This is a genomic window from Serinicoccus hydrothermalis, assembly GCF_001685415.1.
Classification (GTDB): domain Bacteria; phylum Actinomycetota; class Actinomycetes; order Actinomycetales; family Dermatophilaceae; genus Ornithinicoccus; species Ornithinicoccus hydrothermalis.
Window position 1 is genome coordinate 2,865,139 of the sequence record NZ_CP014989.1, and the last position, 26,493, is coordinate 2,891,631.

25 protein-coding genes are annotated in these 26,493 nt (G+C 72.4%); 15 read left to right on the forward strand and 10 right to left on the reverse strand.

The genetic code is table 11. The features are described 5' to 3' along the window. Position 1 precedes the first annotated feature (1 nt). From SGUI_RS13365 to SGUI_RS13375, 3 genes are all read right to left on the reverse strand, one after another. A complete protein-coding gene (locus SGUI_RS13365; protein ID WP_066641095.1) occupies positions 2-289 on the reverse strand; it encodes a sortase domain-containing protein in 288 nt (95 codons plus the stop codon). Beyond that, positions 286-684 (reverse strand): class E sortase, encoded by a 399-nt coding sequence (locus SGUI_RS17760; protein WP_191090913.1) that lies wholly within the window; start codon positions 682-684, stop codon positions 286-288. The genes SGUI_RS13365 and SGUI_RS17760 overlap by 4 nt, the downstream gene beginning before the upstream one ends. Positions 685-819: 135 nt before the next feature. Next, the gene (locus SGUI_RS13375) at positions 820-1,785 is read right to left on the reverse strand and encodes a hypothetical protein (RefSeq protein WP_066641099.1); all 966 of its coding nucleotides are present in this window, start codon (positions 1,783-1,785) and stop codon (positions 820-822) included. 263 nt (positions 1,786-2,048) lie between these two features. On the opposite strand from SGUI_RS13375, the gene SGUI_RS13380 reads away from it, so the two are divergent. From SGUI_RS13380 to SGUI_RS13405, 6 genes are all read left to right on the forward strand, one after another. Further along, a complete protein-coding gene (locus SGUI_RS13380) occupies positions 2,049-3,185 on the forward strand; it encodes an S-(hydroxymethyl)mycothiol dehydrogenase (protein WP_066641101.1) in 1,137 nt (378 codons plus the stop codon). Beyond that, entirely contained in the window at positions 3,182-3,811 is a 630-nt protein-coding gene (locus tag SGUI_RS13385; RefSeq protein ID WP_066641106.1) for an MBL fold metallo-hydrolase, read from the forward strand. Before SGUI_RS13380 ends, SGUI_RS13385 begins: the two co-directional genes overlap by 4 nt. 57 nt (positions 3,812-3,868) lie before the next feature. Continuing rightward, complete coding sequence (locus tag SGUI_RS13390) at positions 3,869-4,291, forward strand: PH domain-containing protein (protein WP_066641108.1); 423 nt, start codon at positions 3,869-3,871, stop codon at positions 4,289-4,291. A gap of 9 nt (positions 4,292-4,300) precedes the next feature. Further along, entirely contained in the window at positions 4,301-4,579 is a 279-nt protein-coding gene (locus tag SGUI_RS13395) for a hypothetical protein (protein WP_066641110.1), read from the forward strand. Positions 4,580-4,665: 86 nt separating this feature from the next. Beyond that, positions 4,666-5,454, forward strand: coding sequence for a YidC/Oxa1 family membrane protein insertase (locus tag SGUI_RS13400; RefSeq protein ID WP_191090914.1), 789 nt, complete (start codon positions 4,666-4,668; stop codon positions 5,452-5,454). 20 nt (positions 5,455-5,474) lie between these two features. After that, positions 5,475-5,915, forward strand: a complete 441-nt coding sequence (locus SGUI_RS13405; RefSeq protein WP_157621846.1) for a hypothetical protein — start codon at positions 5,475-5,477, stop codon at positions 5,913-5,915. Here SGUI_RS13405 and SGUI_RS13410 read toward each other — a convergent pair. Both SGUI_RS13410 and SGUI_RS13415 read right to left on the reverse strand, forming a co-directional pair. After that, a complete protein-coding gene (locus tag SGUI_RS13410; RefSeq protein WP_066641117.1) occupies positions 5,912-8,137 on the reverse strand; it encodes a glycoside hydrolase family 31 protein in 2,226 nt (741 codons plus the stop codon). The genes SGUI_RS13405 and SGUI_RS13410 overlap by 4 nt on opposite strands. Positions 8,138-8,146: 9 nt before the next feature. Next, positions 8,147-8,977, reverse strand: a complete 831-nt coding sequence (locus tag SGUI_RS13415; RefSeq protein WP_191090915.1) for an alpha/beta fold hydrolase — start codon at positions 8,975-8,977, stop codon at positions 8,147-8,149. An 84-nt stretch (positions 8,978-9,061) separates the two neighbouring features. Here SGUI_RS13415 and cysS point away from each other — a divergent pair, with 84 nt between their 5' ends. Genes cysS through SGUI_RS13430 form a run of 4 tightly spaced genes read left to right on the forward strand, consistent with a single transcriptional unit; the run spans position 9,062 to position 12,219 of the window. Then, positions 9,062-10,528 carry a cysteine--tRNA ligase gene (gene cysS, locus SGUI_RS13420; protein ID WP_066641119.1) on the forward strand — a complete coding sequence of 489 codons (1,467 nt, stop codon included), beginning with the start codon at positions 9,062-9,064 and terminating at the stop codon, positions 10,526-10,528. Between the two features lie 11 nt (positions 10,529-10,539). After that, on the forward strand, positions 10,540-11,493 hold the full coding sequence (rlmB, locus tag SGUI_RS13425; RefSeq protein WP_066641121.1) for a 23S rRNA (guanosine(2251)-2'-O)-methyltransferase RlmB: 954 nt from the start codon (positions 10,540-10,542) through the stop codon (positions 11,491-11,493). A 27-nt stretch (positions 11,494-11,520) separates the two neighbouring features. Next, positions 11,521-11,814: a hypothetical protein gene (locus tag SGUI_RS18115; RefSeq protein WP_237141362.1), complete on the forward strand. Its 294-nt coding sequence runs from the start codon at positions 11,521-11,523 to the stop codon at positions 11,812-11,814. After that, positions 11,815-12,219 carry a Pr6Pr family membrane protein gene (locus tag SGUI_RS13430; protein ID WP_237141363.1) on the forward strand — a complete coding sequence of 135 codons (405 nt, stop codon included), beginning with the start codon at positions 11,815-11,817 and terminating at the stop codon, positions 12,217-12,219. 6 nt (positions 12,220-12,225) lie between these two features. Here SGUI_RS13430 and SGUI_RS13435 read toward each other — a convergent pair whose 3' ends face one another. Together SGUI_RS13435 and SGUI_RS13440 are read right to left on the reverse strand one after the other, a co-directional pair. Further along, positions 12,226-13,473 carry a DUF4032 domain-containing protein gene (locus tag SGUI_RS13435; RefSeq protein WP_066641126.1) on the reverse strand — a complete coding sequence of 416 codons (1,248 nt, stop codon included), beginning with the start codon at positions 13,471-13,473 and terminating at the stop codon, positions 12,226-12,228. Between the two features lie 67 nt (positions 13,474-13,540). After that, positions 13,541-14,623, reverse strand: coding sequence for an ABC transporter ATP-binding protein (locus tag SGUI_RS13440; protein ID WP_066641128.1), 1,083 nt, complete (start codon positions 14,621-14,623; stop codon positions 13,541-13,543). 319 nt (positions 14,624-14,942) lie between these two features. On the opposite strand from SGUI_RS13440, the gene SGUI_RS13445 reads away from it, so the two are divergent. From SGUI_RS13445 to SGUI_RS13465, 5 genes are all read left to right on the forward strand, one after another. Continuing rightward, the gene (locus tag SGUI_RS13445; RefSeq protein ID WP_066641130.1) at positions 14,943-16,286 is read left to right on the forward strand and encodes a sugar ABC transporter substrate-binding protein; all 1,344 of its coding nucleotides are present in this window, start codon (positions 14,943-14,945) and stop codon (positions 16,284-16,286) included. A gap of 153 nt (positions 16,287-16,439) precedes the next feature. After that, a complete protein-coding gene (locus SGUI_RS13450) occupies positions 16,440-18,077 on the forward strand; it encodes an ABC transporter permease subunit (RefSeq protein ID WP_335675271.1) in 1,638 nt (545 codons plus the stop codon). Position 18,078: 1 nt separating this feature from the next. Next, positions 18,079-18,996 carry a sugar ABC transporter permease gene (locus SGUI_RS13455; protein WP_066641133.1) on the forward strand — a complete coding sequence of 306 codons (918 nt, stop codon included), beginning with the start codon at positions 18,079-18,081 and terminating at the stop codon, positions 18,994-18,996. Continuing rightward, a complete protein-coding gene (locus tag SGUI_RS13460; RefSeq protein WP_066641139.1) occupies positions 18,993-20,936 on the forward strand; it encodes a glycoside hydrolase family 13 protein in 1,944 nt (647 codons plus the stop codon). The genes SGUI_RS13455 and SGUI_RS13460 overlap by 4 nt, the downstream gene beginning before the upstream one ends. Further along, a complete protein-coding gene (locus tag SGUI_RS13465) occupies positions 20,933-22,015 on the forward strand; it encodes a LacI family DNA-binding transcriptional regulator (protein ID WP_418314002.1) in 1,083 nt (360 codons plus the stop codon). The genes SGUI_RS13460 and SGUI_RS13465 overlap by 4 nt, the downstream gene beginning before the upstream one ends. A 3-nt stretch (positions 22,016-22,018) precedes the next feature. Here the strand turns inward: SGUI_RS13465 and otsB are convergent, their stop codons facing one another. The 3 genes from otsB to SGUI_RS13485 form a co-directional block, all read right to left on the reverse strand. After that, a complete protein-coding gene (gene otsB / locus SGUI_RS13470; protein ID WP_066641141.1) occupies positions 22,019-22,801 on the reverse strand; it encodes a trehalose-phosphatase in 783 nt (260 codons plus the stop codon). Beyond that, the gene (locus SGUI_RS13475; protein ID WP_066641142.1) at positions 22,798-24,267 is read right to left on the reverse strand and encodes an alpha,alpha-trehalose-phosphate synthase (UDP-forming); all 1,470 of its coding nucleotides are present in this window, start codon (positions 24,265-24,267) and stop codon (positions 22,798-22,800) included. Before SGUI_RS13475 ends, otsB begins: the two co-directional genes overlap by 4 nt. Positions 24,268-25,208: 941 nt before the next feature. Further along, positions 25,209-26,255 (reverse strand): hypothetical protein, encoded by a 1,047-nt coding sequence (locus SGUI_RS13485; RefSeq protein WP_066641146.1) that lies wholly within the window; start codon positions 26,253-26,255, stop codon positions 25,209-25,211. Positions 26,256-26,493: the final 238 nt, after the last annotated feature.

Here is a 26,493-nt window from a genome sequence, read left to right on the forward strand (position 1 = left end):
GTCATGACCATCCACGCCTCCGTCGGCTCCGCACCGGGTCGCCGGGGACGTCCGCGATGACCTCGGTCTGCGTCGGCGCGATGATCTCGGTGCGGTCGAGCCTGCAGACGTTCCACCCCTGCGCCGTCTCGACGACGATCGGGTCGCCCAATGCCATCTCCCCGATCGCCCACAGCGGGGCGCCGTAGGTCGTGCGGTGCCCCGCGACGGCGAAGTTGCCGACCTCCCCGGGCAGGTCGCTGCTGGGGTAGTGCCCCAGCACCCCGAGGTTGAGGATCGGCAGGGTCACGCCTGCGCGACCGGGCGCAGCTCGCCGATGGTGGGCAGGTGGACCAGGGCCAGGTCCTCGCCCTGGGCCCAGGTCTGCCGCCCCTGGTCGGACGCGTTCCCCTCGCCGTCCGGCCCGCCCGGCGTGCCGTCGGCCCCGCCGTCATCGCCCTCGGCCTCGGCCTCGGTCTCGTTGCCGGCGTCCGCGGTCGGTCCGCCGCTGCCGGGGAACTCGGCCCCCGAGGCGAAGGACTCCTGCAGCGCCGCGACGCGGTCCTCGCTCGCCGCGTCGGCGACGACGTCGGTCCACCAGAACTGCCACAGCGCGAAGAGCAGGACGAGCGCGCCGGCGCTGATCATGAGCTCCCCGAGCACACCGGTGGCGACGCGCGCCGGTCCCCGGGGTGCTGCACTCACAAGCAGAGGGTATGCCGTCGGCCCACCCCTCAGGCACGCTTGTGCGACAGGGTGTGCGTGCGCTGGTGTCTCAGGCGTGCCCAGGAGCACGCGTGAGACACACGAAGATGCACAAGGGTGAGGGTGGAGCCTCGGTCAGCGCGGTGGGACGACGCGCACCTGTGGTGGCGGCGTGGGCGGGCCGAGCCGGACGAGGGCGTCCACCCGGCTCAGGAAGCTGCCCGGTCGTCGGTACAGCGTCCACGGAGTCACCCCGAGAACCCGCAGGCCGGCGCTGACCATGGCACTGTCCTTCTCCACCGTGTGGGCCCAGCGGTCGCCGCCGCGGTCGTCGATGCCCTGGTGATGCTGGCGGGAGTGGACCTGGATCACCAGCCCGAGCGCAGCGGCAAAGCCGTCCGGGCACCCGAGGAACTGGCCGGAGGACACCTGCTCCAGGCCGACGTTGGTCTGGAGCGGCGGCAGGTCCGGCCGACCCTCCCAGACCCGTCGCAGCGCCGCCTCGGGCCGCGACCAGGCGCCGTCCTGGAAGGCGTCCAGACCGCGGCGTGCGGCCTCGACCTCGCGTTGCGGCCGGTGCCACAGCTCGAGGTCGAGCTCGTGCGGGGTGGTGAGCCCACGCTGCAGGCTCGAGATCGTCAGGGCCTCGAGGTCGTCGGGGCGCACCTGATCCCGGGCCGCCGCCTCGGCGAGCGAGCGCGCTGCACCGGTCATCGCCACCACTCCGACGCGCTTGGCCACAGGCACCGGGCGGGAGGTCCGCACGACCTCGAGGTCGCCGTGCCGACGACTGCGCGCGGAAGCCGGGACCAGGAAGTAGGCCCGCTGGGCACGTGGCGTCTGCAGGCCCCACTCGCCCAGCGCCACCAGTCCTGTGAGGACAGCACGGTCACCGGCCCAGAGGGCCGCCGCAGCGAGCTGGGTCGGTGCGTCGAGCGGACCTCTGTGGGCGGCGACGACCTGGGGGTATGCCGTCTGCCACGTCGTCGACCGCCGGTGCCGGATCTGGTGCGCGCTCCAACCCGCGTCCAGGAGCTGGGCATGCGTCGCCAGCCCGTGCTGGCCGGGGATCGTCGGGAACGCGGGTTCGTCCGTGGGCATGCCTCCCAGGGTGGCGCGAACGGCATACCTCGCGCTGCGGGCCTGTGGACAAAGCACGCCTGTGCATCTCCTCGTGCCGCAGCCTGCGTCCCACGCGTGCTCAGAAGCACGCGTGGGACACCAGGAGATGCACGAGAGGGCGCACAAGGGTGCGGGTGGCGTGGGTGGGAGGAGACATCGGGCGGGCGGGGTGTGCGTCGGTCGGCGGCGCGGCATACCGTGGGCGGCAGCACCGTGACCCCGCGTCAGAGAGGACCGCAGCCATGCCGCAGACCGTCAAGGGCGTCATCGCCCGCAGCAAGGGGGCCGACGTCGAGGTCGTCGACATCGTCGTGCCCGACCCCGGCCCGGGGGAGGCGGTGGTCAAGGTCGAGGCGTGCGGCGTGTGCCACACCGACCTGCACTACCGCGAGGGCGGCATCAACGACGAGTTCCCGTTCCTGCTCGGTCACGAGGCCGCCGGCACGGTCGAGGCGGTGGGCGAGGGCGTCACCGAGGTCGAGCCCGGTGACTTCGTCATCCTCAACTGGCGCGCGGTCTGCGGCCAGTGCCGGGCCTGCGCGAAGGGCCAGCCGTGGTACTGCTTCGCCACGCACAACGCGGGCCAGAAGATGACCCTCGCCGAGGGCGACGAGATGGCGGGCGCCGAGCTGAGCCCGGCCCTGGGCATCGGCGCCTTCGTCGAGAAGACGCTGGTCCACGCCGGCCAGTGCACCAAGGTCGACCGGGAGGCCTCGGCCGTCGCGGCGGGCCTGCTCGGCTGCGGCGTCATGGCCGGCTTCGGGGCGGCCGTCAACACCGGCGGGGTGACCCGCGGCGACTCGGTGGCCGTCATCGGCTGCGGCGGGGTCGGCGACGCCGCGATCGCCGGGGCCTCCCTGGCCGGCGCCACCACGGTCATCGCCGTCGACGTGGACGACCGCAAGCTGGAGACCGCGAGGTCGTTCGGCGCCACGCATACCGTGAACAGCAAGGAGAAGGACCCGGTGGAGGCGATCCAGGAGCTCACCGGCGGCAACGGCGCCGACGTCGTCGTCGAGGCGGTGGGGCGCCCGGAGACCTACAAGCAGGCGTTCTACGCCCGCGACCTGGCCGGCACCGTCGTGCTCGTCGGGGTGCCCACCCCCGAGATGGAGGTGACGCTGCCGCTGCTCGACGTCTTCGGGCGGGGCGGTGCGCTGAAGTCCAGCTGGTACGGCGACTGCCTGCCCAGCCGCGACTTCCCCATGCTCATCGACCTCTACCGCCAGGGGCGCTTCGACCTCGACGCCTTCGTCACCGAGCGGATCGGGCTCGGCGACGTCGAGGCGGCCTTCGACAAGATGCACGGCGGCGACGTGCTGCGCTCGGTCGTGGTCGTCGACGAGGCCGCCGCGGCCGGCGGAGGGAGCCCGGCATGAGCGCGCGCATCGACCACGGCACGACGAGCGGGACCTTCGAGCTGGACGGCGGCTCGTGGGAGGTCGACAACAACGTCTGGCTGCTCGGCGACGACACCGAGTGCGTCGTCATCGACGCCCCGCACGACGCGCAGGCCATCGCCGACCTCGTCGGCGACCGCACGGTGCGGGCGATCCTGCTCACCCACGCCCACTCCGACCACGTCGACGCCGCCCTCGACCTGCGTGAGCGCACCGGCGCGCCGCTGCACCTGCACCCCGACGAGGCGCCGGTCTGGGAGCTCACCCACCCCGACGCGCGCTGGGACACCGACCTCGCCGACGGTGAGCGGATCGAGGTCGCGGGCGTCACCGTCGAGGTGCTGCACACCCCCGGGCACGCCCCGGGCGCCTGCTGCTTCCACGTCCCCGAGCTGGGGGTGGTCTTCTCGGGGGACACCCTCTTCCAGGGCGGCCCGGGCGCGACGGGCCGGTCCTTCAGCGACTTCGACGTCATCGTGGAGTCGATCACCGACCGGCTGCTGACCCTTCCTGAGGACACCGTGGTCCACACCGGCCACGGCGACACCACGACGATCGGCGAGGAGAAGCCGCACCGGCAGGAGTGGATCGACCGGGGGCACTGAGCAGTGTGCCGGGCTGCAGAGAGTCCTGCCGCAGCAGCGCGTGAGTGGACTCATCCGATGCGCCGTCTGGCATGGGGCCTGGCGTTCTTCGCCGTGCTGTTCCTGCTCCTGGCCGCGTGGGAGGTGGTCGACGGCAATCTGGGCGAGGCTGCGTGGAGGGCCGTCTTCGGGGGAGTTGTTGGTCTGCAGGCGTGGATGACCCTGAGCACGCGCACGACCGCCGACACCACGGGACTCCGGTTGCGGCAACCGCCGTCTCGCACGGTTCACCTGGCCTGGGACGACGTCGTCGATGTCGAGGTGCGGCGCGAGCCGAAGATGCTCGCGCGCGTCGTGGTCGAGACCGTCGACGGTCGGGAGATCCGTCCACCGATGGTGCCCGTCGAGGACGTCGAGGAGCTCCGCTCGTGGTGGCTCGCCGCGCGCCGACCGGAGGAGCACGGGCTCGCGGACGACGGCGGGCCGGCCAGGGACGAGTAGGCTGGCCCCATGAGCAGCCGGGTCGAGCAGGTGCCCCTCCTGGGGTTCGTGCTGCCGCTGCTCGCGGTGATGGCCATGGTCTCGGCCGCCGCGACCCCTGACCACCTCCTCGTGGCGCTCGCCGCCGCGGCGGTCGTCGCGCTCGCCGCCGACCGGGGCGCGCTGCCCCTGCGGGCCCAGGTCGTCTCCGCCCACCACCGCAGCGAGGTATGCCGGTGCGCCGGCGTGCGCTCCAGCGACCCGGACCGCTCCGGCTGGGTCCGGCCGCGGGCACCCGGGCAGGCCTGACCCGGCTCCTCCACCGGTCAGCGACCTGACCGCACGCAGGAGCCGGGGCTCTCCCAGCCGCCCTGCCCACGGCATACCCCCGCGGTGTGCCCCCGCCCCTGGAGACCCGCGTGTTCGCCTTCCTGGATCCTCTGCTCATCCACGTGCACGACCTGCTCGCCGTCCTCGACGAGTGGCTGCCACCAGCCCTGGTCATCATCCTCGTCACCCTCGCGGTGCGCTTCGCCCTGCACCCCATGAACCGCGGCCTCGCGCGCGGCACGGTCCGCCGCCGCGACCTGCAGCCGCGCATCGCCCAGCTGCGGTCCGAGCACCAGGGCGACCCCCGCGCGCTCCAGCAGGCGATCCTCGAGCTGCACCGCGAGGAAGGGGTCTCGCCGCTGCCGGGCTGCCTGCCCATCCTCATCCAGATCCCGATCTTCTCGATGATCTACCGGCTGTTCAACTCCCCCCAGATCGACGGCCGGCACAACGAGCTCTTCGACCACACCTTCCTCGGGGTGGGGCTGTCCGACCACCTGTTCACCGCGGGCGCCGGTGACCGCTGGGTCTTCTTCGTGCTCATCGGCCTCACCGTGCTCGTCGCGGCCTTCGCCTCCCGGCAGATGCGGCGGCACATGGCGCAGGACCGCGAGCGGCTCGCCGCGCTCGACCCCGGCGCGCGGGAGCGGCTCACCGACGCGCAGCGGGCGATGCAGGACTCGATGGAGCAGATGACCAAGGTGCTGCCGATGCTGTCCTTCCTCACCGTGCTCGCCGTGGTGTCGCTGCCGCTCGCCGCCGGCCTCTACCTCGTCACCAGCTCGATCTGGGGGCTGCTGGAGCGGGCCAGCCTGCGGCGGATCAGTGCACCGCCACCCGCCCCCGCGGGCTAGGACTGCCCTAGTCTGGCGCGATGGAGCAGGGGACGCGGGTATGGCGGGAGGTGCCGCGAGTCCTGCGTGTCCTCATGGTCGTCGCTCTTGCCCTCTTCGCGGTCGCAGCGGTGCTCCTCGTCATCGAAGGTGTGCGATCCGGGCTGGACGGGACGAGCGTCTTCCTCGCCTGGCTCCTGCCCTTCAACGCGGTGACCGTGGCCGTGCTGTGGTGGTCGTCCCGGGCCCGCTGGACCGAGGCCGACCGGCACGGCCTTCGCCTCCACGAGCCCTGGCACGGGTCGGTCGACCTGCCCTGGGGCAGTATCGCGGACATCCGGTCCCGGGGAGGGGTGCTGCACTCTACGATCTTCGTGATCACCGAGGGCGGCCGCGAGTATGCCCTGGGCTGCGTCCCTCCCCGCGACCTCCCCGAGCTGCAGGAGATCTGGCGACGGCACACAGACCCCGCCGACCTCTAGCTCGCCGTGACGATCTCGGTCAGCGCGCCGACGAGCCCGTCGTCGAGGTCGACCGAGCGCAGCTCGTCGGCGGCCCGCGCCGCCCCGGCGCCACCGTCGCCGAGCCCGCGCCGCAGCACGGCCCAGGCCCGCTCCTTGGCGTGGTGCCCCACCTCGGCGGCGTCGAGCAGCGCGAAGCACTCGCCCAGCACGTCCGGCGCGTCGTTCACCCGCACCGTGTAGGTGCGGCCCTCGGGGAGCAGCGCGGCATCGCCCTCGACCGTCCCGACGTCCAGCCGTGAGGAGGCGTCGTCCCAGCGCAGCGGGGTGCGGGCGACCCGGCGGGTCGCCTCGGGGCCGTCGTCGTCCTCGACGAGCACGTGCTCGCCGTCGGCGCCGGGGAAGACCACAACGTCGAGGTGCTCGGGCAGGTCCACGCCGTTGACCGGCTCGCCCGCGCTCAGCGGCAGCACGGTGCCCGCCCGCGCGAAGACCGGGGTGTGCCCCAGGTCGCGGTATGCCGTGACCGTCCGCCCGTGCGCGCCCGCGGCGTAGCGCCGCCCGGTCTGCACGTCGAACCAGTCGCCGGGCGGCAGCCACAGCGTCGTCGCAGCGAGCCCGAGCCCGGGCAGCCGCGGCGTCACCACCGGCGCGCAGAGCAGGTCCTCGCCGAAGAAGAAGCTCGCCGGGTGGGCATACGCCTCGTCACGGTCCGGGTGGCGGTGGTAGACCGGCTCGACCAGCGAGATGCCCGCCGCCGCGGTCCGCTCGGCCATCGTCGCGAGGTAGGGCAGCAGCCGGTGCCGCAGCCGCAGCGCCTCGCCCATGAGCCGCTCGCCCTCCGGGCCGAAGCGCCACGGCTCCTTGCCCTGGAACGGGCTGGCGCTCGCGTGCAGCCGGTTGACCGGCGACCACACGCCGAGCTGCACCCAGCGCACCGCGAGCTCGACGTCCTTGGCGCCGTGCCAGTGGCCGCCGATGTCGTGGCTCCACCAGCCGTAGCCGATGTTGGCCGCGCTCGCGGTGAAGACCGGCTGGAAGGCCAGCGACTCCCAGCTGATCAACGTGTCACCGCTGAAGCCGATCGGGGTGCGGTGAGAGCCAGGCCCGGCATACCGGGAGAAGACCAGCGGCCGCCGCCCGTCGGCCTCCTGCTGCGCGAAGTGCCGCTCGTTGAGCAGCCACAGGGGGTCGAGCCCGGGCAGCGCGGTGTGCGTGCCCTGCTGCCAGTCGATCCACCAGAAGTCGACGCCCTGCTCGGTGAGCGGCCCGGCGACGTGCTCGAAGAAGGCGCGCCAGAAGCGCTCGGAGGTGGGGTCGAACTCCACCGGCTCCCCGCCCGCCGGGTCGATGCCCATCACCTTTGCCATCTGCGGGTAGGCCTCTTCGTGCCGGCGGATCCCGTCGGCCGGGTGGTCGTTGAGCGTCACCGCGAGCCCGCGCCGGTGCAGGTCGTCGAGGAAGGCCTGCGGGTCGGGGAAGAGGTCGCGGTTCCAGGTGTAGCCGGTCCACCCGCTCCCGATCTGCGGGTCGACGTCGACCAGGTGCCAGTCCATGTCGATGACCGCGACCGAGAGCGGCAGCCGGTCGGCCTCGAAGCGGTCCAGCAGCGCGGCATACTCCTGCGCGGAGTAGGGGTGGTAGCGGCTCCACCAGTTGCCGAGCACGAAGCGCGGCACCCGCGGCACCGGCCCGGTCAGCGCGTGGAAGTCGCGCAGCGCACCGCGGAAGTCGAGGCCGTGCGCGAAGACGTAGAGGTCGACCGCGCCGGGCTCGCGCGGGGCGAGGTCGGTGAGCCCGGGCCCGGTGCGCACCAGCGCGGCGGAGTCGTCGAGCACCCCGATCCCGCCGCGGGACAGGATCGAGGGCTCCAGCGGCACCGCCCCGTCGGCGTCGTCGAGGGTCCGCGTCGTGCCCGGCAGCGGCGACTCCACGGGCTCCCCGAAACGCCAGGTGGAGTGGTATGACGTGAGCCCGCCGCGGGCCTGCACGCTCAGCCCCGCGGGGGAGGGGTCGGCGCCGTCGTAGCGGACGTCGAAGCCGTGGCTGACCACCCGCACCCCGCCGCGCCAGGGCTCGACGTGCAGCGCCGGCTCGCCGCGGTCGGCCGGCCAGAGGTCGCGGTCGACCACCGTCTGGGTCGGCGCGTCGGTGAAGGTCCCGGTCGGGGACCACTCGATCCGGAGCAGGTGCGGGGTGAGGGCGGTGAGGCGGCAGCGGTCGTTCTCGTGGACGATCGGCATACCCCGACCCTACGGGGCCTCGCCGCCGCCGATCGGGTGGGCGTCGAGGAAGGTGGTGACCGCGCCGGCCACGTCGGCGGCGTGCGTCAGGGCGAGGTCGTGCCCGGCTCCCTGCACCAGGTGCTCGTCCGCGTGCGGGAGGATGCCGCGGACCCAGTCACGCACCTGGGCGAACCACGGCCCGCTGGCCGTCCCGCTCACCGACAGCACCGGCGCGGTCACCCGCGCCACGGCGGCGTCGTCCATCCGCCAGGTGAGCAGCGCCGGCACGTCGACCTCGAAGAAGGTCCGGGCGTCACGTCGCGCCTGCGCGACCGCGCCGGGGAGCAGGTGCTCGTAGGCAGCGGCCCACCCCGGGCCGGACACCAGCGTGAGGAAGTGCTCCAGGGCGGCGGCCGGTCCGTCCGCCAGCGAGCGCTCGAGCAAGTCGGCGTTCGCGGCGCGGAAGTCCGGTCCGGCCGGGACGTGCACGGGTGGTGGCTCGATCAGGGTGAGGGTGGCGACCCGGTCGGGGTGGTCGGCCCCCAGCCGTAGCGCGACGGCCGCGGCGTAGGACAGGCCGACGACGTGCGCCCGCGGCCGCGCGCAGGCGTCCAGGACGCCCAGCGCGTCCAGGGCGTCCCGCCCCACCGAGCCCGGAGAGGTGGCCGCGTCGCTGCCGGCATACCCACGTCGGTGCTGCAGGACCGAGGCATACCTCCCGGTCGCGGTGACGATGCGGGCGCACGGCACCAGCTCGTCCGCGAGCAACGCCGTCTGGATCCACAGCACCGGCTCGCCGGTCCCGAGGACGTCGACCTCGAGGTCGACCTCCCCGACCGGCACGCGGGACCAGGCCATGGGCAGGAGCATAGGGCGACGGGTGCGGCGGGTCGCGGACCGCAGGGACGGCATACCCTCCGCCAGCCCGTAACCTTGACCCTCGTGAGCCTGCACCTGTTCGACACCGCCACCCGGGAGCTGCGGCCCTTCGTGCCGCTGCAGGAGGGCAGCGTCGGCATCTACATCTGCGGGCTCACCACCCAGGGCAGCCCGCACATCGGGCACGTGCGCTTCGCCGTCGCCTTCGACGTCCTGCGCCGCTGGCTCGAGCGCGGGCACGGCTACGACGTCACCCTGGTCCGCAACGTCACCGACATCGACGACAAGATCCTCACCAAGGCGGCGGACGCCGGGCGGCCGTGGTGGGCCTGGTCCTACCAGCACGAGCGCGAGACGAGCGCCGCGCTGGACCTGCTCGGCGTGCTCCCGGCGACCTACGAGCCGCGGGCGACCGGGCACATCACCGAGCAGGTCGCGCTCATCGACGCCTTGGTCGAGAAGGGGCATGCGTATGCCGCGGAGGACGGCTCGGGCGACGTCTACTTCGACGTGCGCTCCTGGCCGGACTACGGCTCCCTGACCCGGCAGCAGCTCGCCGACATGGAGCCGGCCGGCGACGCCGACCCGCGCGGCAAGCGCGACCCGCGCGACTTCGCGCTGTGGAAGGGGCACAAGGAGGGCGAGCCGGAGACCGCCAGCTGGCCGACGCCGTGGGGGCGCGGCCGCCCGGGCTGGCACCTGGAGTGCTCGGCGATGGCGCGCAAGTACCTCGGTGACGCCTTCGACATCCACGGCGGCGGCGTCGACCTGCGCTTCCCGCACCACGAGAACGAGCAGGCCCAGTCGCACGCCGCCGGGCTCGGTTTCACCAACTTCTGGCTGCACAACGCCTGGGTCACGGTCAAGGGCGCCAAGATGGGCAAGTCGCTCGGCAACGCGCTCGCCGTGACCGAGCTGACGAGGACGGTGCGGCCGCTGGTGCTGCGCTTCTACCTCGGGGCGGTGCACTACCGCTCCGTCATCGAGTATGCCGAGGGCTCGCTGGAGGAGGCGGCCGCGTCCGTCGAGCGCATCGAGGGCTTCCTGGAGCGTGCACTGGAGGTGCTCGGCACGTCGGCCGACGAGGTGGTCGAGGCCTCGGCGGCCCTGGCCGTCGACGAGGCCTTCCCGGCCGCCTTCCGTGCCGCCCTCGACGACGACGTCAACGTCTCGGAGGGGCTCGCGGTGGTCTTCGGCGCGGTGCGCGAGGGCAACCGGGCGCTCGAGGCGGGCGGCGACCTGACGGCGGACGGCGAGCTGCGGCATACCGTGCTGCAGGTCGTCGCGATGCTCGACGTGCTCGGCGCCAACCCGCTCGACCCGCGCTGGAGCGGCGGGCCCGGCGCCGCCGACGGGCAGGCCCGGGGCGCCGAAGTGCTCGCGGCCCTGGTCCAGGAGCGGCTCGACGCCCGGGCGCGGGCCCGCGCCGACAAGGACTTCGCCGCCGCCGACGCCATCCGCGACCAGCTGGGCGAGCTCGGCGTGGTCATCGAGGACACACCGGCAGGGGCCCGCTGGGCCCTGCGCTGAAGGAGAGGGACATGGCAGGCAACCAGCGGCGTCGCGCCGCGCGCACGAGCAACAAGAAGGGTGCGGTCGTCGGCTCCGGCGGCCAGCGCCGCAAGCAGCTCAAGGGCAGGGGGCCGACCCCGCGGGCCGAGGACCGCACCGGTCACCCCGCGGCCCGGCGCGCCGCGCGCGCGGACAAGGCCGCCGCACCGCGCGGCGGTCGCCGCAGCGGCGGCGGCGGCAAGGCCTCGACCGAGGTCGTCGCCGGGCGCAACAGCGTGCTCGAGGCGCTGCGCACCGGGGTCCCGGGCACGGCGCTGCACGTCGGGACCCGGATGGAGTCCGACGACCGGGTCAAGGAGAGCATCGCGCTGGCGACCGAGGCGGGCATCCCCGTCATGGAGTCGCCCCGCGGCGAGCTGGACCGGATGACCGACGGCGCGGTCCACCAGGGGCTGGCGCTCGCGGTGCCGCCCTACGAGTACGCCCACCCCGACGACCTGCTCGGCCAGCAGCTGTCCGGCACCCCGCTCGTCGTGGCGCTGGACGGCATCACCGACCCGCGCAACCTCGGCGCCATCGTCCGCTCGGCCGGGGCCTTCGGCGCGCACGGCGTGCTGGTGCCGGCCCGCCGCTCCGCCGGGATGACCGCTGCGGCGTGGAAGACCTCGGCCGGGGCCGCGGCCCGGGTGCCCGTCGCCCAGGCGACCAACCTCACCCGGGCGCTGGAGGCCTACCGCAAGGCGGGCTTCTTCGTCGTCGGGCTGGACGCCGACGGCGACGTCTCGCTGCCCGGGCTCGACCTGGCCGACCAGCCGCTCGTGGTCGTCGTGGGCTCGGAGGGCAAGGGGCTGTCCCGGCTGGTGCGGGAGACCTGCGACCAGGTGGTCTCGATCCCCATGGCCGCGGTGACCGAGTCGCTCAACGCCGGGATCGCGACCGCCGTGACGCTCTACGAGATCGCCCGGCTGCGCGCCCGCCGCTGACCAGCGCGAGCCGCTATCTTCGGTCTCGTGACCAGGTCGACACGGGACAGCAGCTGGGCGCTCGTGCGCCTGGCCTCCGCCGCGCTCGTCCTCGCCGCGGTGCTGGCCCAGGCCCGCGTGACCCTGATGCTGGCGGTGGACGGCGACCGTGACCTCGTGACGACGGTCGTCAACTTCGTCAGCTTCTTCACCATCCTGTCCAACGCGTCCTCCGTCGTCGTCCTGGCGTGGGCAGGGGTGTGGCTGCTGCGCCGGCGGGGGGCGTCGGACGGCCGCGAGCCGGCCGGCCTCGCCGTCGCGCTCGCGTGCGTGACGACATAAATGCTGGTCACGGCTGTCGTCTACAACACCCTGCTGCGGGGGATCGAGCTGCCGCAGGGCACGACCGTGGCCTGGTCCAACGAGGTCCTGCACGTCGTCGGGCCCGCGCTGCTCCTGCTCGACCTGCTGCTCGCGCCGAGGCGTCGCGCGCTGCCGTGGCGTGCCGTACAGGTGGTGGTCGCCGTCCCGGTCGTCTGGGTGGCCTACACCCTCGTGCGCGGCCCGCTGGTGACCAACCCGGTCACCAGGGTGGGCCACTGGTACCCCTACCCGTTCCTCGACCCGAGCAACCCCGACCTCGTGCCGGCGGGGTATGCCGGTGTCGCGGTCTACGTCGTCGGGATCGCCCTGGTCATCGGCCTGGTCGCCGCGGGGGTCGTCGGGGTCGGTCGCGCCCGGGCCTGAACCCGGTCAGATCGAGATCCGCGCGCGGATCGGGATCTCCTCGGTGTCGACGCCGAGCACCGAGATCTCGTCCGGCTTGGTGGGCAGGACGGTGGCGACGTAGTCCTCGACCGCGTCCTCGATGGGGATGTCGTGCCCGCGCCGCTCGGAGAGGTACCAGCGGTGCTCGAGGATCTCGTGGAAGAGCTCGGCCGGCTCGAGCTTGGTGCGCAGCTCGCGCGGGACCGAGCGGGTGATGGGCTCGTAGATGCGGGAGAGCCAGTCGTGCGCGACGAGCTCCTCGTCCTCGTCCTGCCGGTCGGTGCCGGCGCGGTAGGCGTCGAGGTCGTTGAGCAGGCGGCGCGCCTGGTTCTCCTCCACGTCGAGGCCGGTGAGGCGCATGAGGCGGCGGGAGTGGTGCCCGGCGTCGACGACCTTGGGCTGGATGCGGATGTATGCCCCGTCGAAGTCGGTCGTCATCTCCAGCTCGTCGACGTCGAAGCCGAGGTTGTTGAGCCGGCGCATCCGCTCGTCCACGCGCCAGCGGTCGCCCTGCTCGAAGCGCTCCTCGCCGGTGAGCTCGTCCCAGAGCAGCTCGTAGCGGTGCATGATCCGGTTGGCGATCTCGATCGGGTCCTCGCCCTCGTCCAGCGCCCCTGCGGCCTCGAGGTCCATGAGCTCGCCGGCGATGTTGCCGTGGGCGACGTAGAGGTCGTGCTCGCGCTGGCCCCGGGACAGCTCGGGGTGGAGCTCGGCGGTCTCGGCGTCGACGAGGTAGGCCGCGAAGTCGCCGGCGTCGCGGCGGAAGAGGGTGTTGGAGAGGGACACGTCGCCCCAGAAGCAGCCGGTCAGGTGGAGCCGGACGAGCAGGACGGCGAGGGCGTCGAGGGTGCGCCGGGCGGTGTCCGGGCGCATGCGCTGGCTGAAGACGGCGCGGTAGGGGAGCGAGAACTTCAGGTGCTGCGTGACCAGGCAGGCGTCCAGCGGCTCCCCGTCGGCGTCGATACGTCCCGCGACGACGGCCAGCGGCTTGACCGCCGGCAGGTCGAGGCGGCGCAGGTTGCGCAGGGTCTGGAACTCGCGGCGGGCCAGCGGCTCGGCGATCTCCTTGATCGCGAGCACCTTGCCGTTGAGCTTGACGAAGCGCACGACGTGGCGCGAGATGCCGCGGGGCAGCGCCGCGAGGTGGCTCTCGGGCCAGTCCTCGAGCGGGAGGTCCCAGGGGAGGTCGAGCATCGCCGGGTCGAGCTTGATCGCGCTGATGTCGAGCGGCATACCCGAAAGCGTAGCGGGACACGACGAGGCCGCCTGCCCCGAAGGGGAGCAGGCGGCCTCGTGGGGTTCAGTTGCTGATGCGCTCGCCGGACTCGACGTTGAAGAGGTGCACGTGGTCGCCCTTGGGGGTGAAGTGCACGACCTCGCCCTTCTTCGGCGGGGTGCGGCCGTCGACGCGCGCGATGAACGGCTTGTCGGTGGCGCCGGCGCCGGGCAGCTCGCCGTAGACGTAGGCGTCCGCGCCGAGCTCCTCGACGACGTCGATCTCGATCGGCAGACCGCGACCGGAGTCGGACAGGTCGACGTCCTCCGGGCGGACACCGAGCACGAGCTCGTTGCCGGCCTTGGCGAGCACGTCGCGCTCGACCGGGTGGACGTAGTCGCCGAGCTTGATGCCGCCGTCGGCGACCGGCACGGTCATGAGGTTCATGGCCGGGGAGCCGATGAAACCGGCGACGAAGACGTTGTTCGGGTGGTCGTACATGTGCCGCGGGCTGTCGCACTGCTGCAGGATGCCGTCCTTGAGGACCGCCACCCGGTCGCCCATCGTCATGGCCTCGACCTGGTCGTGGGTGACGTAGACGGTGGTGACGCCGAGGCGGCGCTGCAGCGAGGCGATCTGGGTGCGGGTCTGGACACGCAGCTTGGCGTCGAGGTTCGACAGCGGCTCGTCCATGAGGAAGACCTGCGGCTGGCGCACGATCGCGCGACCCATGGCGACGCGCTGACGCTGACCGCCGGAGAGGGCCTTCGGCTTGCGCTCGAGGTACTGCGTCAGGTCCAGGATCTTGGCCGCCTCCTCGACCCGCTCGCGGATCTCGGACTTGGACTTGCCGGCGATCTTGAGCGCGAAGCCCATGTTGTCGGCGACGCTCATGTGCGGGTAGAGCGCGTAGTTCTGGAAGACCATCGCGACGTCGCGGTCCTTGGGCGGCATGTGGGTGACGTCCTTGTCGCCGATGAGGATGCGACCGCCGTTCACCTCCTCCAGGCCGGCGAGCATGCGCAGGGAAGTCGACTTGCCGCAGCCGGAGGGGCCGACGAGGACGAGGAACTCGCCGTCGGCGATCTCGATCTCGAGCTCGTCCACGGAGGGGGTGTCCGCCCCCGGGTAGATGCGCGTGGCCTTGTCATAGGTCACCGTTGCCATGATGCTTCTCCTTCACCGGCAGGTACGTGCCGGACGATCCGTCGTAAAGGACTGACTCCGCGCCGGTTGACGCTGGGTCATCTCCGGGCGGCGAGGGTGGCGGCGGTATGCCGTCACGGGCGCCGTTGCCGGTGACGGGCGTCACGTTAGCAGATCGTGACCGACAGATCCCTTGCAAGTTCTTGCACTCGCCGACGCGTTCTTGCATACTGACGTCACCGGTTGCCGCCCCACCCTTCCGTGGCGGCAACCGGCGGCACCGTCGCCGCTCCTCGAGCAGCGCCGGGCCGGTGACCTCATCACTGTTCGAAGGAGAACCATGAAGCGCACCACCGGTGCTGTAGCCATCACCAGCGCGGCGGCGCTGCTGCTGTCCGCCTGCGGCGGCGACTCGTCCGAGGAGAACACCGACTCCGGCGCAGCCGCCGAGGAGAGCGCGGACGACCCGGCCGCCGAGGAGGACGACGCCGCCGAGGACGAGGAGGCCGCCGGCGATGACGCCGCCTCCACCGAGGCCCCCGTCCGCGACGAGAACGCCGAGCTCGTCATCTGGTCCGACGACGTCCGCGCCCCCATCCTCACCGAGTGGGCCGAGCAGTTCGGCGAGGAGTACGGCATCACCACGCAGGTGCAGGTCGCCACCGACGTCCGCCAGCAGTTCAAGGACGCCGCCAACGTCGACCAGGGCCCGGACATCGTCGTCGGAGCCCACGACTGGCTGGGCGAGTTCGTCCAGAACGGCATCGTCTCCCCGGTCCAGATGTCCTCCGACACCCAGGGCATGTTCACCGAGGACTCGCTGGCCGCCACGATGTACGACGGCCAGATCTACGGCGTCCCCTACGCCACCGAGTCGCTCGGCGTGATCCGCAACACCGCGCTCGCCCCCGACGCCCCGGCCACCATGGAGGAGCTCGTCTCCACCGGCCAGGAGCTCGTCGACGCCGGTGACGCGGACCAGCCGATGGTCACCGTCGTGTCCTCGGTCGGCGATGCCTACCACGCCTACCCCTACCTGTCGGCCTACGGCGGCGGCATCTTCGGCACCAACGACGACGGCGGCTGGGACGCCCAGAACGTCATCGTCGACTCCGAGGAGACCATCCAGGGCGCCGAGAAGATGGCCTGGCTGGCCGAGGAGAACGCGCTCAACGTCAACATCGACTTCCCGACCATGGAGTCGCTGTTCGCCGAGGGCCGCACGCCCTACATGATCGCCGGTCCGTGGACCATCCCCAACGTCGAGGGCGCCGACATCGAGTACGCCATCGACCCGATCCCGGACTTCGAGGACGGCGGCGACCCGGTGCCGTTCCTCGGGGTTCAGATGTTCTACGTCGCCTCTGGTGCCCAGAACCCGACCCTGGCGCAGGAGTTCGTCAACACCTACGTCACCACCGAGGACATGCAGCTCGCGCTCTTCGAGGCGGGCCAGCGTCCCCCGGCACTGCAGTCCGCGCTGGACACCGTGTCCGCCGAGGACGAGGACATCGAGGCCTGGTCGGCGGCGGGCGAGGGTGCCTCGCCGATGCCGAACATCCCGGCGATGAACGCCGTCTGGCAGCCGCTGGGCCAGGCGACGGCCGACATCGTCTCCGGCTCCGACCCCGCTGAGCGGCTCGAGGCCGCCCAGGAGGAGATCGTCTCCAACATCGGTCGCTGACCCCGGCCGGCAGTCCCTGCCCGGCGGTGCGGACGTGAGTCCCACCGCCGGGCACGGGGCCCGTGCCCGGCGGCCCTGCCCCCACCTTCTTCTCCAGCAGCACTACCCCAGCCCAACCGTCACCTCGGCCGCGGCCGTGATCAGAGAGGGACGATGATGTCCGAGACAGAGCGCAGCGAGCGGGACGCTGCACTGCAGAGCCTCGAGCCCACCGGGGAGGGCCTCGAGTTCAGCTCGCGCACCCCGCTGTGGGTGCAGATCGTCAAGTGGGGCTCCATCGGCCTCAGCATCGTCGTCCTCGGCTGGATGGCCCAGCAGATCATCGAGGCGGGCCACTGGCTCATGGTGTCGATGGTGGGCTTCATCGCCCTGTGCGTCATCGCGGTCTACGCCACCCGGCGGGCGATCCCGGCGAAGTACCTCTTCCCCGGCGTCCTGCTCATGCTGCTGCTGCAGATCTGGCCGCTCGTCTACACGGTGCAGATCTCCTTCACCAACTTCGGCGACGGACACATCAGCTCCAAGGAGGAGGCGATCGCCTCCATCACCTCCAACTCGGTGCGCGAGGTCGAGGGGTCCTCGCGGTATGCCCTCAACATCGCCGTCCCGGAGGGGTCCGACGTGGCCACCGGTGACGTGGCCTACCTCCTCACCGACGCCGAGGACAACTACTACGTCGGCACGCTGGACGGCCTCGAGGAGCTCCCGGCCGACGGCGTGGAGGCCGGCCCGACCGGCCGCATCATCTCCGCCCCCGGCTGGACCACCCTGACGCCGCAGCAGGTCAACGAGCGGTCCGCCGACCTCGCCGACTTCGGCGTCCCGGTCTTCGACGACGCGGGCGAGCAGACCGCCGGCATCAAGCAGGTGGGCCTGTCCGAGGCTTTCGTCGGCACGCCGACCAAGGTCTACGACGAGGAGGCCGACACGATCACCGACACGGTGACGGGCACGGTCTACGTCGCCGAGGACGCCAACTTCGTGCCGGAGAACGGCGAGGGGGCCGCGCTGCCGCAGGGCTGGCGCGAGTTCGTCGGCTTCGACAACTACACCAGCGCCTTCACCAACCCGACGCTGCGGGAGGGCCTGACCAAGGTCTTCGTGTGGAACGTCTTCTTCGCCGCGTTCACCGTCGGCGCGACCTTCATCCTGGGCATGGCGATCGCCATCCTCATGAACGACGAGCGGCTCAAGGGCAAGGCGATCTACCGCTCGATCCTCATCCTTCCCTACGCCCTGCCGATCTACGTGACGGCGCTCGTCTGGGCCTCGATGTTCAACCAGGACTTCGGCCTCATCAACGGCCTCTTCGGGCTGGACATCCCGTGGCTGACCAACGCGTGGTGGGCGAGGGCGGCGCTGCTGCTCACCAACCTCTGGCTCGGCTTCCCCTACTGGTTCATCGTCTGCACCGGTGCCCTCCAGGCGATCCCCAACGACGTCAAGGAGGCCGCGCAGATCGACGGCGCCGGACCGCTCACGACGATCCGCAAGGTGATCATGCCGCTGCTGCTCGTCGCCGTGGGGCCGCTGATGATCGCGTCCTTCGCGTTCAACTTCAACAACTTCTCGCTCATCTGGCTCTTCAACCAGGGCGGGCCCTTCGTCGGCGGGCAGAGCTCGATCGGCTCGACCGACCTGCTCATCAGCCTCGCCTACCGGCTGGCGCTGGGCGGGGCGACCCCGAGCTTCGGCTTCGCCTCCGCCATCTCGGTCATCATCTTCTTCCTGGTGGCCACCATCAGCTACTTCGGCTTCCGGCAGACCGCCGCCCTCGAGGACGTGAACTGAGATGACCGCACCCACCCAGACCCCGGCCGCCAAGCCGAACGACTCCGTCTACACGGTCACCACGAAGTCCCGTCGCAGCTCCTTCCGCGCCGTCTGGTGGCGGCACGCGCTGGCCCTGCTGGCGCTGGCCTTCGCGCTCTTCCCGGTGATCTTCATCGTGTCCTCGGCCTTCAACGACGCGGGCACCCTGTCGACGTCCGGCCTGCTGCCGACCCGTCCCGGGCTGCGCAACTTCGACGCCCTCTTCAGCGACGGCGCCCGCCCCTACTGGACGTGGTACAAGAACTCGCTCATCATCTGCGGGGTCGCCACGATCATGACGCTGGTGCTCGGCGCCTCGGCCGCGTATGCCTTCTCCCGGCTCCGCTGGACCGGTCGCCGGTTCGGGCTCCTCTTCATCCTGCTGGTCCAGATGTTCCCCGCGATGCTGGCCTTCATCGCGCTCTACATCACCTTCGCCAACGTCGGCGAGGTCATCCCGCAGATCGGCCTCAACACCCTCTGGGGCCTGCTCCTCGTCTACCTGGGCGGCGCGATGGGTTCCAACATCTGGCTCTTCAAGGGCTACTTCGACACCATCCCCAAGGAGCTGGACGAGGCGGCCAAGATCGACGGCGCCAGCCACGCCCGGGTCTTCTTCACCATCATCCTGCCCCTGGTGAAGCCGATCCTCGCGACCGTCGGCATCCTCGCCTTCGTCGGCCTGTGGGGCGAGTTCCTGCTGGCCAGCATCTTCCTCACCCAGGCCGACAGCCAGACCCTCGCGGTCGGCCTCTACAACACCCGCGAGGCGGACCAGAACCGCTACTTCGGCCAGTTCGTCGCCGGCGCCCTGCTGGCCTCGCTGCCCGTCGTGCTGGTCTACCTGAGCCTGCAGCGGCTGCTCATCGGCGGGATGACCCAGGGCTCGGTCAAGTGATCACGGCGGAGAGTCCTCATCACGACGGGTCTCCGCTCTACGTCAGCGACCAGCGGCCCGCCACCGGGGCCGTCGTCTCGGTGCGGGTGCGGGTGCCCCGCGGGTCCGGGGTGGGTGCCGTGCACGTGCGGACCACCCCGGACGGCGAGCAGTTCTTCACCGACGCCCGCCTCGTCTCGCGCGAGGAGCACGAGGACTGGTGGCAGGCCGAGATCACCTGCCACAACCCGGTGACCAACTACCGCTTCCTGCTCGAGGGCGGCGAGGAGGCGGCGGACGGCGGCGGGCAGGCATACCGGTGGCTCAACGGCGACGGCGTGCACCCGCGCGACGTGCCCGACACCAGCGACTTCCGCATCACCACCCACCCGGCCCCGCCGGCGTGGGCGCAGCGGGCGGTGGTCTACCAGGTCTTCCCCGACCGCTTCGCCCGGGACGCCGGCGCCGAGCCGGTCGGTGACCCCGGCGGGCCGCGCACCGACCTGCCGGACTGGGCGGTCCCGGCCCGCTGGGACGACACGGTGGTGCTGGACCGGGGCAACCCGGCGCAGGTCTTCGGCGGCACCCTCGACGGGGTGCGCGAGCGGCTGGACCACCTCGTCGGCCTCGGGGTCGACGTCCTCTACCTCACGCCCGTCTTCCCGGCCCGCTCCAACCACCGCTACGACGCGTCGACCTTCGAGGCGGTCGACCCGGTGCTGGGCGGCGACGCGGCGCTGCTGCGGCTGCAGGAGGCGGCGCACGAGCGCGGCATACGCGTCATGGGCGACATCACGACCAACCACACCGGGGACGCGCACGAGTGGTATGCCGCCGCGCGCCGGGACCCGGACGGCGAGTTCGGCGCGTGGTACGTCCGCGACGGCGAGGACCGCGGCCGCTGGGTGACCTGGCTCGGCGTCGAGAGCCTGCCCAAGCTGGACCACGCCAACGCCGGGCTGCGCGCCCGGCTCACCGAGGGACCGCAGTCGGTCATCGAGCGCTGGCTGGGGGAGGGCGGCGGCTTCGACTCGTGGCGGGTCGACGTCGCCAACATGACCGGGCGCTACAAGGGCAGCGACCTCACCCACGTCGTCGCCCGCGAGACCCGTGCGGCCGTCGACCGGGCGACCGGCGGGCAGGGGCTGCTCGTGGCCGAGCACACCCACGACCACAGCCGGGACGTCGACGGCGACGGCTGGCACGGGGTGATGAACTACTCGGGCTTCACCCGGCCGGTGTGGACCTGGCTGCGCGCGCCGGGCTTCGCGCCGAAGTTCCTGGGCAGCCCGCTGCCCGTGCCGCGGCTGGGGGCCGAGCTGGTGGCGGAGACGATGCGCGAGTTCTCCTCGATCGTGCCGTGGCGCTCCTGGGTGCACAGCATGACGCTGGTGGGCTCGCACGACACGACCCGGATCCGCACCCTGGTCGGTGAGGACGTCGAGCAGGTCAAGGTCGCGGCCGGGCTGCTGCTCACCATGCCGGGGATCCCGATGATCACCTACGGCGACGAGATCGGCATACCGGGGGACTTCGGCGAGGACGGCCGGCGGCCGATGCCGTGGGACTCGCAGGGTGCCGGTGACGGCCGGTGGGACGAGGACCTGGCCGCGCACTACCGCGAGCTCATCGCGCTGCGTCGCGACTGCCCCGCGCTCTGGGGCGGCGGGATGCGCTGGCTCTATGCTGAGGGGGACGTCATGGTCTTCCTGCGGGAGCACCCGGAGCAGACGGCCCTCGTGCACGTCGCGCGGGCGGCCCACGACGGCGTCGAGATCCCGACCACCCAGGTGGCCGGAGCAGGGGCCGCGCAGGGCCGGACACCGCAGACCGCGGGGCTCGACGTGACCGGGAGCGGGGTGCGGCTGGCCGCGCCCGGCCCGACCGTGCAGGTGTGGACCTGGGCGACCGACGCACCGGCCTGGGAGCCGGTGCCCGAGACCTACCGAGGTGGTTGGTGAGCAGCACATCCGTCCCCGTGCGCCCCGGCGCGGGTGAGGGCTCGGGCGCCTCGCGCGGCCGGCTCGCCGACCTCGCGGCGTACGCCGGGGTGAGCGAGGCGACCGTCAGCCGGGTGCTCAACGACAAGCCCGGCGTGGCGGTGGCGACCCGCCAGGCCGTGCTCACCGCGGTCGACGTCCTGGGCTACGAGCGGCCCAGCAAGCTGTCCCGCAACAGCGCCGGCCTCGTCGGGCTCATCACCCCCGAGCTCACCAACCCGGTCTTCCCGATGTTCGCCCAGTCGATCGAGACGCAGATGGCGGCCGCCGGGTTCACGCCGGTGCTGTGCACCCAGACCCCCGGCGGGGTGCACGAGGACGAGTACGTCCAGATGCTGCTCGACCGCGGTGTCTCGGCGATGGTCTTCGTCAGCGGCTACCACGCGGACAGCAGGGCCGGGGTCGAGCGCTACGCCGCGCTGCGCGAGCGGGGGCTGCCGATCGCGCTGGTCAACGGCTACCGCGAGGGGATCGACGCCACCTTCATCAGCCACGACGACCATGCCTCGATGCGGGTGGCGGTGCGGCACCTGCGCGACCTCGGGCACACCCGGATCGGCTTCGCGACCGGGCCGGCGCGGTATGTGCCGGTCCAGCGGCGGATCGAGGGGTTCCGTGAGGCGATGGCCGACCTCGTCACGGGAGGGCAGGGGGGCGAGCCGGTCGACCTCGACGAGCTGATCTGCACCACGCTCTTCTCCGTGGAGGGGGGCGCGGCGGCCGGGCGCCAGCTCATCGAGGCGGGCGCCACCGGCATCATCTGCGGCTCCGACGTCATGGCGCTCGGGGTCTTCCGGGCGGCGACCCAGCTGGGCAAGCGGGTGCCGGACGACCTCTCGGTCGTCGGTGGTGACGACGTGCCGTTCATGACCTTCGTCGACCCGCCGCTGACGACGGTGCGGATGGATGTCATGGGGATGGCCGAGGCCGCGGTGACGGCGGTGCTCGAGGAGATCGCGGGCGAGCCGGTGGACCGGCGGGAGTACCTCTTCGACCCCGAGCTCATCCTGCGCGAGTCGACCGGGCCGGCGCCGCGCTGACGGTCAGCCGCGGCGGGCGGCAAGGAGGGTCTGCAGCAGCTCGACCATCTCGTGCTCGTCGGCGACCCGGTGGCGGGCTGACGTGTCGCTGTCTCCGACGTGCACGGTGAGCGCGCGGGCGGTGTGGGGGTCGTCGGCCAGCGCCTCGAAGCCGTGCTCGTCGGTGAGGTCGTCGCCGGCGTAGAACACGGCCTGCGCATCGACGTCCCGGGCGAGCGCGACGAGGGCGACGCCCTTGCCGACGTGCGCGACGGCCAGCTCGACGACATCCTTGCCGGGCGTCACATCGAGGGCGGTATGCCGTGCCCCCAGCTCCTGCGCGGCGTCGAGGGCGGCACGCGCCTCGTCGTCGGGGAGTCCGCGGGTGTGGACGACCCGGCTGGCCGGCTTCTCCTCCACACGCAGGCCGGGGTGCTCCTCGCGCAGGGTGGCGAGCTCGTCGCCCAGGGTCTCCAGCAGCTCCTGCTGGTCGGCGTCGAGGGCGAGGCCGCTCTCGGACCGGGAGTCCTCGGCGCCGTGGCTGCCGATGAGCACGAGCGGGCCGTCGGGGTCCGCGCCGGAGAGCTCGCGCAGCGGCCCCAGTGCACGGCCGCTGACGAGCGCGACCGTGGTCCCTGGGAGCTCGGCGAGCGAGGTGAGAGCGGGCATACCCCCGTCGACGGGGCGGGAATCCATCGGGTCCTGCACGAGGGGTGCGAGGACGCCGTCGAAGTCGGTGGCGACGAGCACGCGGTCGAGCCGGGCGAAGTCCTGGACCGCGGCGACGAGGTCGGGGGAGAGGCTCACGACGTCTCCTTCGACCCGCCCCGGCCCGGCTTCTCGGGTGCGGCGGCCAGGCCGGCGAGGAAGTCCTGGGCCCAGGTCTGGACGTCGTGCTTGCGGACGCGGCGTCGCAGCCCGCGCATCCGCCGCTCCTTCTCCGCGGGCTCGTCGCGGATCGCCTGCAGAATGGTCTCCTTGAGCCCGGCGATGTCGTGCGGGTTGCAGCGGTAGGCCTGCGGCATCTCCTCGGCGGCGCCGGTGAACTCCGACAGCACGAGCGCGCCGCCGCCGTCGTGGCGGGCGGTGACGTACTCCTTGGCGACGAGGTTCATGCCGTCACGCAGCGGGGTGACGAGCATGACGTCGGCCACCTGGAAGAGCGCGGCCATCTCCTCGCGACCGTAGGACTGGTGCAGGTAGTGGACCGCGGTCGCCCCCAGGTGGGAGACGTCGCCGTTGATGCGCCCGACCATGCCCTCGATCTGCTCGCGCAGGGTGCGGTATGCCTCGACCCGCTCCCGGCTGGGGGTCGCCACCTGCACGAAGGTGACCTGGTCGGGGGAGATCTCGCCGTCCTCGAAGAGCTCACCGATCGCGCGCAGCCGGTGCCGGATGCCCTTGGTGTAGTCGAGCCGGTCGACCCCGAGCAGCACGACGTCGGGGTCGCCGAGGGACTCGCGGATCTCCTCGGCGCGGGCCTGCACCTCGGGGGAGTCGGCGAGCTCGCGGAAGCCCGAGGCGTCGATGGAGATGGGCACGGCCGCGGCCCGGACGGTGCGGGGAGCGGCGCCGAGGCGGCCGTCGTCGGCGCCGGCCCACTCGACCTTGTCGCCCTTGGTCGTGGCGCCGAGGACGGCGCGGCAGGAACGGGCGAAGTTGCGGGCGTCGTCGGGGCGCTGGAAGCCGAGGAAGTCGGCCCCGAGCAGCCCGCGCAGCACGGTCGCGCGCCACGGGAGCTGGGCGAAGAGCTCGACCGGGGGGAACGGGATGTGGTTGAACCAGCCGATCCGCAGGTCCGGGCGCTGGTCGCGCACCATCGCGGGCACGAGCTGCAGCTGGTAGTCGTGGATCCAGACCTGCGCGCCCTCCGCGGCGACCTCGCAGACGGCGTCCGCGAAGCGCTGGTTGATGGTGCGGTAGCAGGTGAACCACGAGCGGTGGAAGGTCGGCGCCACGATGACGTCGTGGTAGAGCGGCCACAGGGTGTCGTTGGAGAAGCCCTCGTAGTAGTCCGACAGCTCCTTGCCGGAGAGCGGGACGGGGTGCAGCCGCAGCTTGCCGTCGTCGAAGGGCTCAGGCGCCTCACCAGGGAAGCCGGCCCAGCCCACCCAGGCCGCGCCGCTCTCCCAGCCGCGCATGACCGAGTCCATGGCCGTGACCAGGCCTCCGGGGGCGGTGCGCCACTCGGTGCTGCCGTCGGGGTGGACGTGCCGGTCCACCGGCAGCCGGTTTGCGGCGATCACGAAGTCATACGTCTGCTGGCTGCTCATGCACGCTCCTCCAGGTCCCCCGTGGTCAACTCGGTGCCCAGCCTAGGAGGTGGGCGGCCCCCGTGCTTGTGCGGGCGGCTCGGGGGCCGGGTCCCCGCGCTGCTGCTGCTCAGAAGGGTGGGGGTTCGTGGTCGCGGGGTGGGGGGTGCTGGTCCCGGGGTGGGGCGTTGCGTGACTGGTCGTGGTCGTGATTGGCGTCGGTGTCGGCGCGGTGCCTGGTCCGGGTGTGGCGTTCGTTCTTGGTGATGAACATCCAGCGGGAGAGGGGTCCGCCGTGGTCGCCGGTGCCGGGGTGGTCGTCGTGGTCGGTGAGCAGGGCGTCGGGTCCGCGTTCGGAGAGCAGGGTGTAGAGGGCGCGGTTGAGCAGGTCGCGCTGGGCGTCGGGGTCGGCGTGCTGCTGGTGGGCAGGGGTGTCCTGCTCGTGTGGAGGCTGCGGTGGGGGTGTGTGGTAGTGGCGGTAGTCGTGGGTGCGGGTGGTGGTGGTGTGGCCGAGCAGGGTGGTCCAGGTGAGGTCGCGTAGGTGGTTGATGGTGGCGGTGGCGATGCCGAGGGTCTTGAGCTGGTGGTGGCGTTTGTCGAGGGTGACGAGGTTGGTCTCGGTGGTGGTGCCGCCGGGGGCTTGGCCGGTGGTGGGGTCGGGTGGTCCGGTCCAGGGGGTGACGTGGTCGAGCTCGCAGCTGGTGGCGGGGTGGCCGGTGCCGGGGGCGCGGGAGTGGACGTCGGCGGCGTGGATCTGGGTGCGCATGGCGGTGTCGGGCCGGTAGGTGCTCTGGGTGCGTTCGATCAGGCGCCCGTCGGCGGGGTCGGTCAGCAGCCGGGACAGGGTGGTGCCCGGGGCCAGGGCGAGCTCGCGGGCGTGCCCGGGGGTCAGGTAGGCCGGGTACCCGATGAGGTGACCCACCCCCCGGCCCGGCGGTTCACGATCTGTGCTGCCGTGCCCATCAGGCCGGTGCTGGGTGTGGGTGCAGGCGGGGGTTGCGGTGAGGGTGTCCCAGGGGATGATGACCTGCAGCTGGATCGCGGGCATCCCGGCCACGACGCGGGCGATGGTTCCAGGTCCGGGGTCTGCAGGTCCCGCCACACCGCCTCGGCATCCCTGACATCTTCGTCCCTGGCCTGTGTGTCGCCGGTCGTGGTGTCCCCGGCCTGGGTGCTCCCGTCGCTGCCCCGGTGTGGGGCAGGGGGAGGTGTCCGTGGATGAGCAGGGTGGCGGCGATGTCGGCGCGCAGCTGGTCCAGGGTGCGGGTGTCGCCGTGCTTGCGGAGGAGGCGGGCGGCGCGTTCGATACGGGTGTGGGCGGCGGCCATCGCGATCAGCGGGCCGGTGATGGACAGGGTGGCGGTGCCGTCCTCGCCGACGGTCATGGTGGCGCGGCGGGCCTGGTAGGCCGCGCGGCGGCGTTCTCTTTCTGCTTGGGCGTCGGTGCCCTCGGCGCGGGTGGCCTCCCGTTCCAGCGCGGCCTTGTAGTCGGCGGCGTACCACGGTGTGCCGCGCAGGTCACCGCCGGGGGTGAGACGCTCACGGGCGGCGGTCGCGGGATCGGTCCCGAAGAGGGCCTCGGCGACCAGGGCGCCCTGGTCGACCGGGAGCCGGGCGCAGCGGGCCCAGAAGTCGCGGACCATGGCCCAGGTCGCCTCCCCGGCGTCCAGCGCGGCCAGGACCGGTCCCCGGATGGTAGCCGGTGCGCAGGCGATCCCGACCAGGTGCCGGGTCTCCCCGACGCCCATGCCGAGGGTGGCCTCGATCTCGGCGCACGCGGCCCGTTTGGCCTCGGCGCGCCACATCTTGCGGCGCGTCTTGGAGAGCTCGTCGACGCTGGTGAAGCCCTTGTCCGCGAGCAGCACCGCCCCGGTCGTGGCGACCACCACCCGGGCGGCCTCGATCAGTCTGGCCTCCAGGCCACCCCGGGCGGTCGCGATCACCCCCAACGCCCCCAGCACCGCCGACTGCGGACCCTCCCGTCCCGGCTCGACCACCGTGACCGCCATGACACCCACCTCCCCCGAGGACCCTCCAACACCCACCACCGTAGTGGGCTAATACGACCAGCATACTCGAACATGTGTACGAAGGCAAGACCGACGTCCATCGCGTGTCCTGGCAATCCGCCCGACGTCGCGCACTCGAACCCTCGCTGCGGCCGCTGGACGGGAACCACCGCCCACCCTCGGTCGTTCACCCGCTCGTGCGGGGCCCCGCCACACCATGTCCACCGTGAACACACCG

Excerpts from the sequence above, each read along its gene's own strand:
- SGUI_RS13375 (WP_066641099.1), bottom strand. The coding sequence starts at position 1,785 with ATGCCCACGGACGAACCCGCGTTCCCGACGATCCCCGGCCAGCACGGG.
- SGUI_RS13380 (WP_066641101.1), top strand. The coding sequence starts at position 2,049 with ATGCCGCAGACCGTCAAGGGCGTCATCGCCCGCAGCAAGGGGGCCGAC.
- SGUI_RS13385 (WP_066641106.1), top strand. The coding sequence starts at position 3,182 with ATGAGCGCGCGCATCGACCACGGCACGACGAGCGGGACCTTCGAGCTG.
- SGUI_RS13390 (WP_066641108.1), top strand. The coding sequence starts at position 3,869 with ATGCGCCGTCTGGCATGGGGCCTGGCGTTCTTCGCCGTGCTGTTCCTG.
- SGUI_RS13395 (WP_066641110.1), top strand. The coding sequence starts at position 4,301 with ATGAGCAGCCGGGTCGAGCAGGTGCCCCTCCTGGGGTTCGTGCTGCCG.
- SGUI_RS13405 (WP_157621846.1), top strand. The coding sequence starts at position 5,475 with ATGGAGCAGGGGACGCGGGTATGGCGGGAGGTGCCGCGAGTCCTGCGT.
- SGUI_RS13410 (WP_066641117.1), bottom strand. The coding sequence starts at position 8,137 with ATGCCGATCGTCCACGAGAACGACCGCTGCCGCCTCACCGCCCTCACC.
- SGUI_RS13415 (WP_191090915.1), bottom strand. The coding sequence starts at position 8,977 with ATGGCCTGGTCCCGCGTGCCGGTCGGGGAGGTCGACCTCGAGGTCGAC.
- rlmB (WP_066641121.1), top strand. The coding sequence starts at position 10,540 with ATGGCAGGCAACCAGCGGCGTCGCGCCGCGCGCACGAGCAACAAGAAG.
- SGUI_RS13430 (WP_237141363.1), top strand. The coding sequence starts at position 11,815 with ATGCTGGTCACGGCTGTCGTCTACAACACCCTGCTGCGGGGGATCGAG.
- SGUI_RS13435 (WP_066641126.1), bottom strand. The coding sequence starts at position 13,473 with ATGCCGCTCGACATCAGCGCGATCAAGCTCGACCCGGCGATGCTCGAC.
- SGUI_RS13440 (WP_066641128.1), bottom strand. The coding sequence starts at position 14,623 with ATGGCAACGGTGACCTATGACAAGGCCACGCGCATCTACCCGGGGGCG.
- SGUI_RS13445 (WP_066641130.1), top strand. The coding sequence starts at position 14,943 with ATGAAGCGCACCACCGGTGCTGTAGCCATCACCAGCGCGGCGGCGCTG.
- SGUI_RS13450 (WP_335675271.1), top strand. The coding sequence starts at position 16,440 with ATGATGTCCGAGACAGAGCGCAGCGAGCGGGACGCTGCACTGCAGAGC.
- SGUI_RS13455 (WP_066641133.1), top strand. The coding sequence starts at position 18,079 with ATGACCGCACCCACCCAGACCCCGGCCGCCAAGCCGAACGACTCCGTC.
- SGUI_RS13475 (WP_066641142.1), bottom strand. The coding sequence starts at position 24,267 with ATGAGCAGCCAGCAGACGTATGACTTCGTGATCGCCGCAAACCGGCTG.
- SGUI_RS13485 (WP_066641146.1), bottom strand. The coding sequence starts at position 26,255 with ATGGCGGTCACGGTGGTCGAGCCGGGACGGGAGGGTCCGCAGTCGGCG.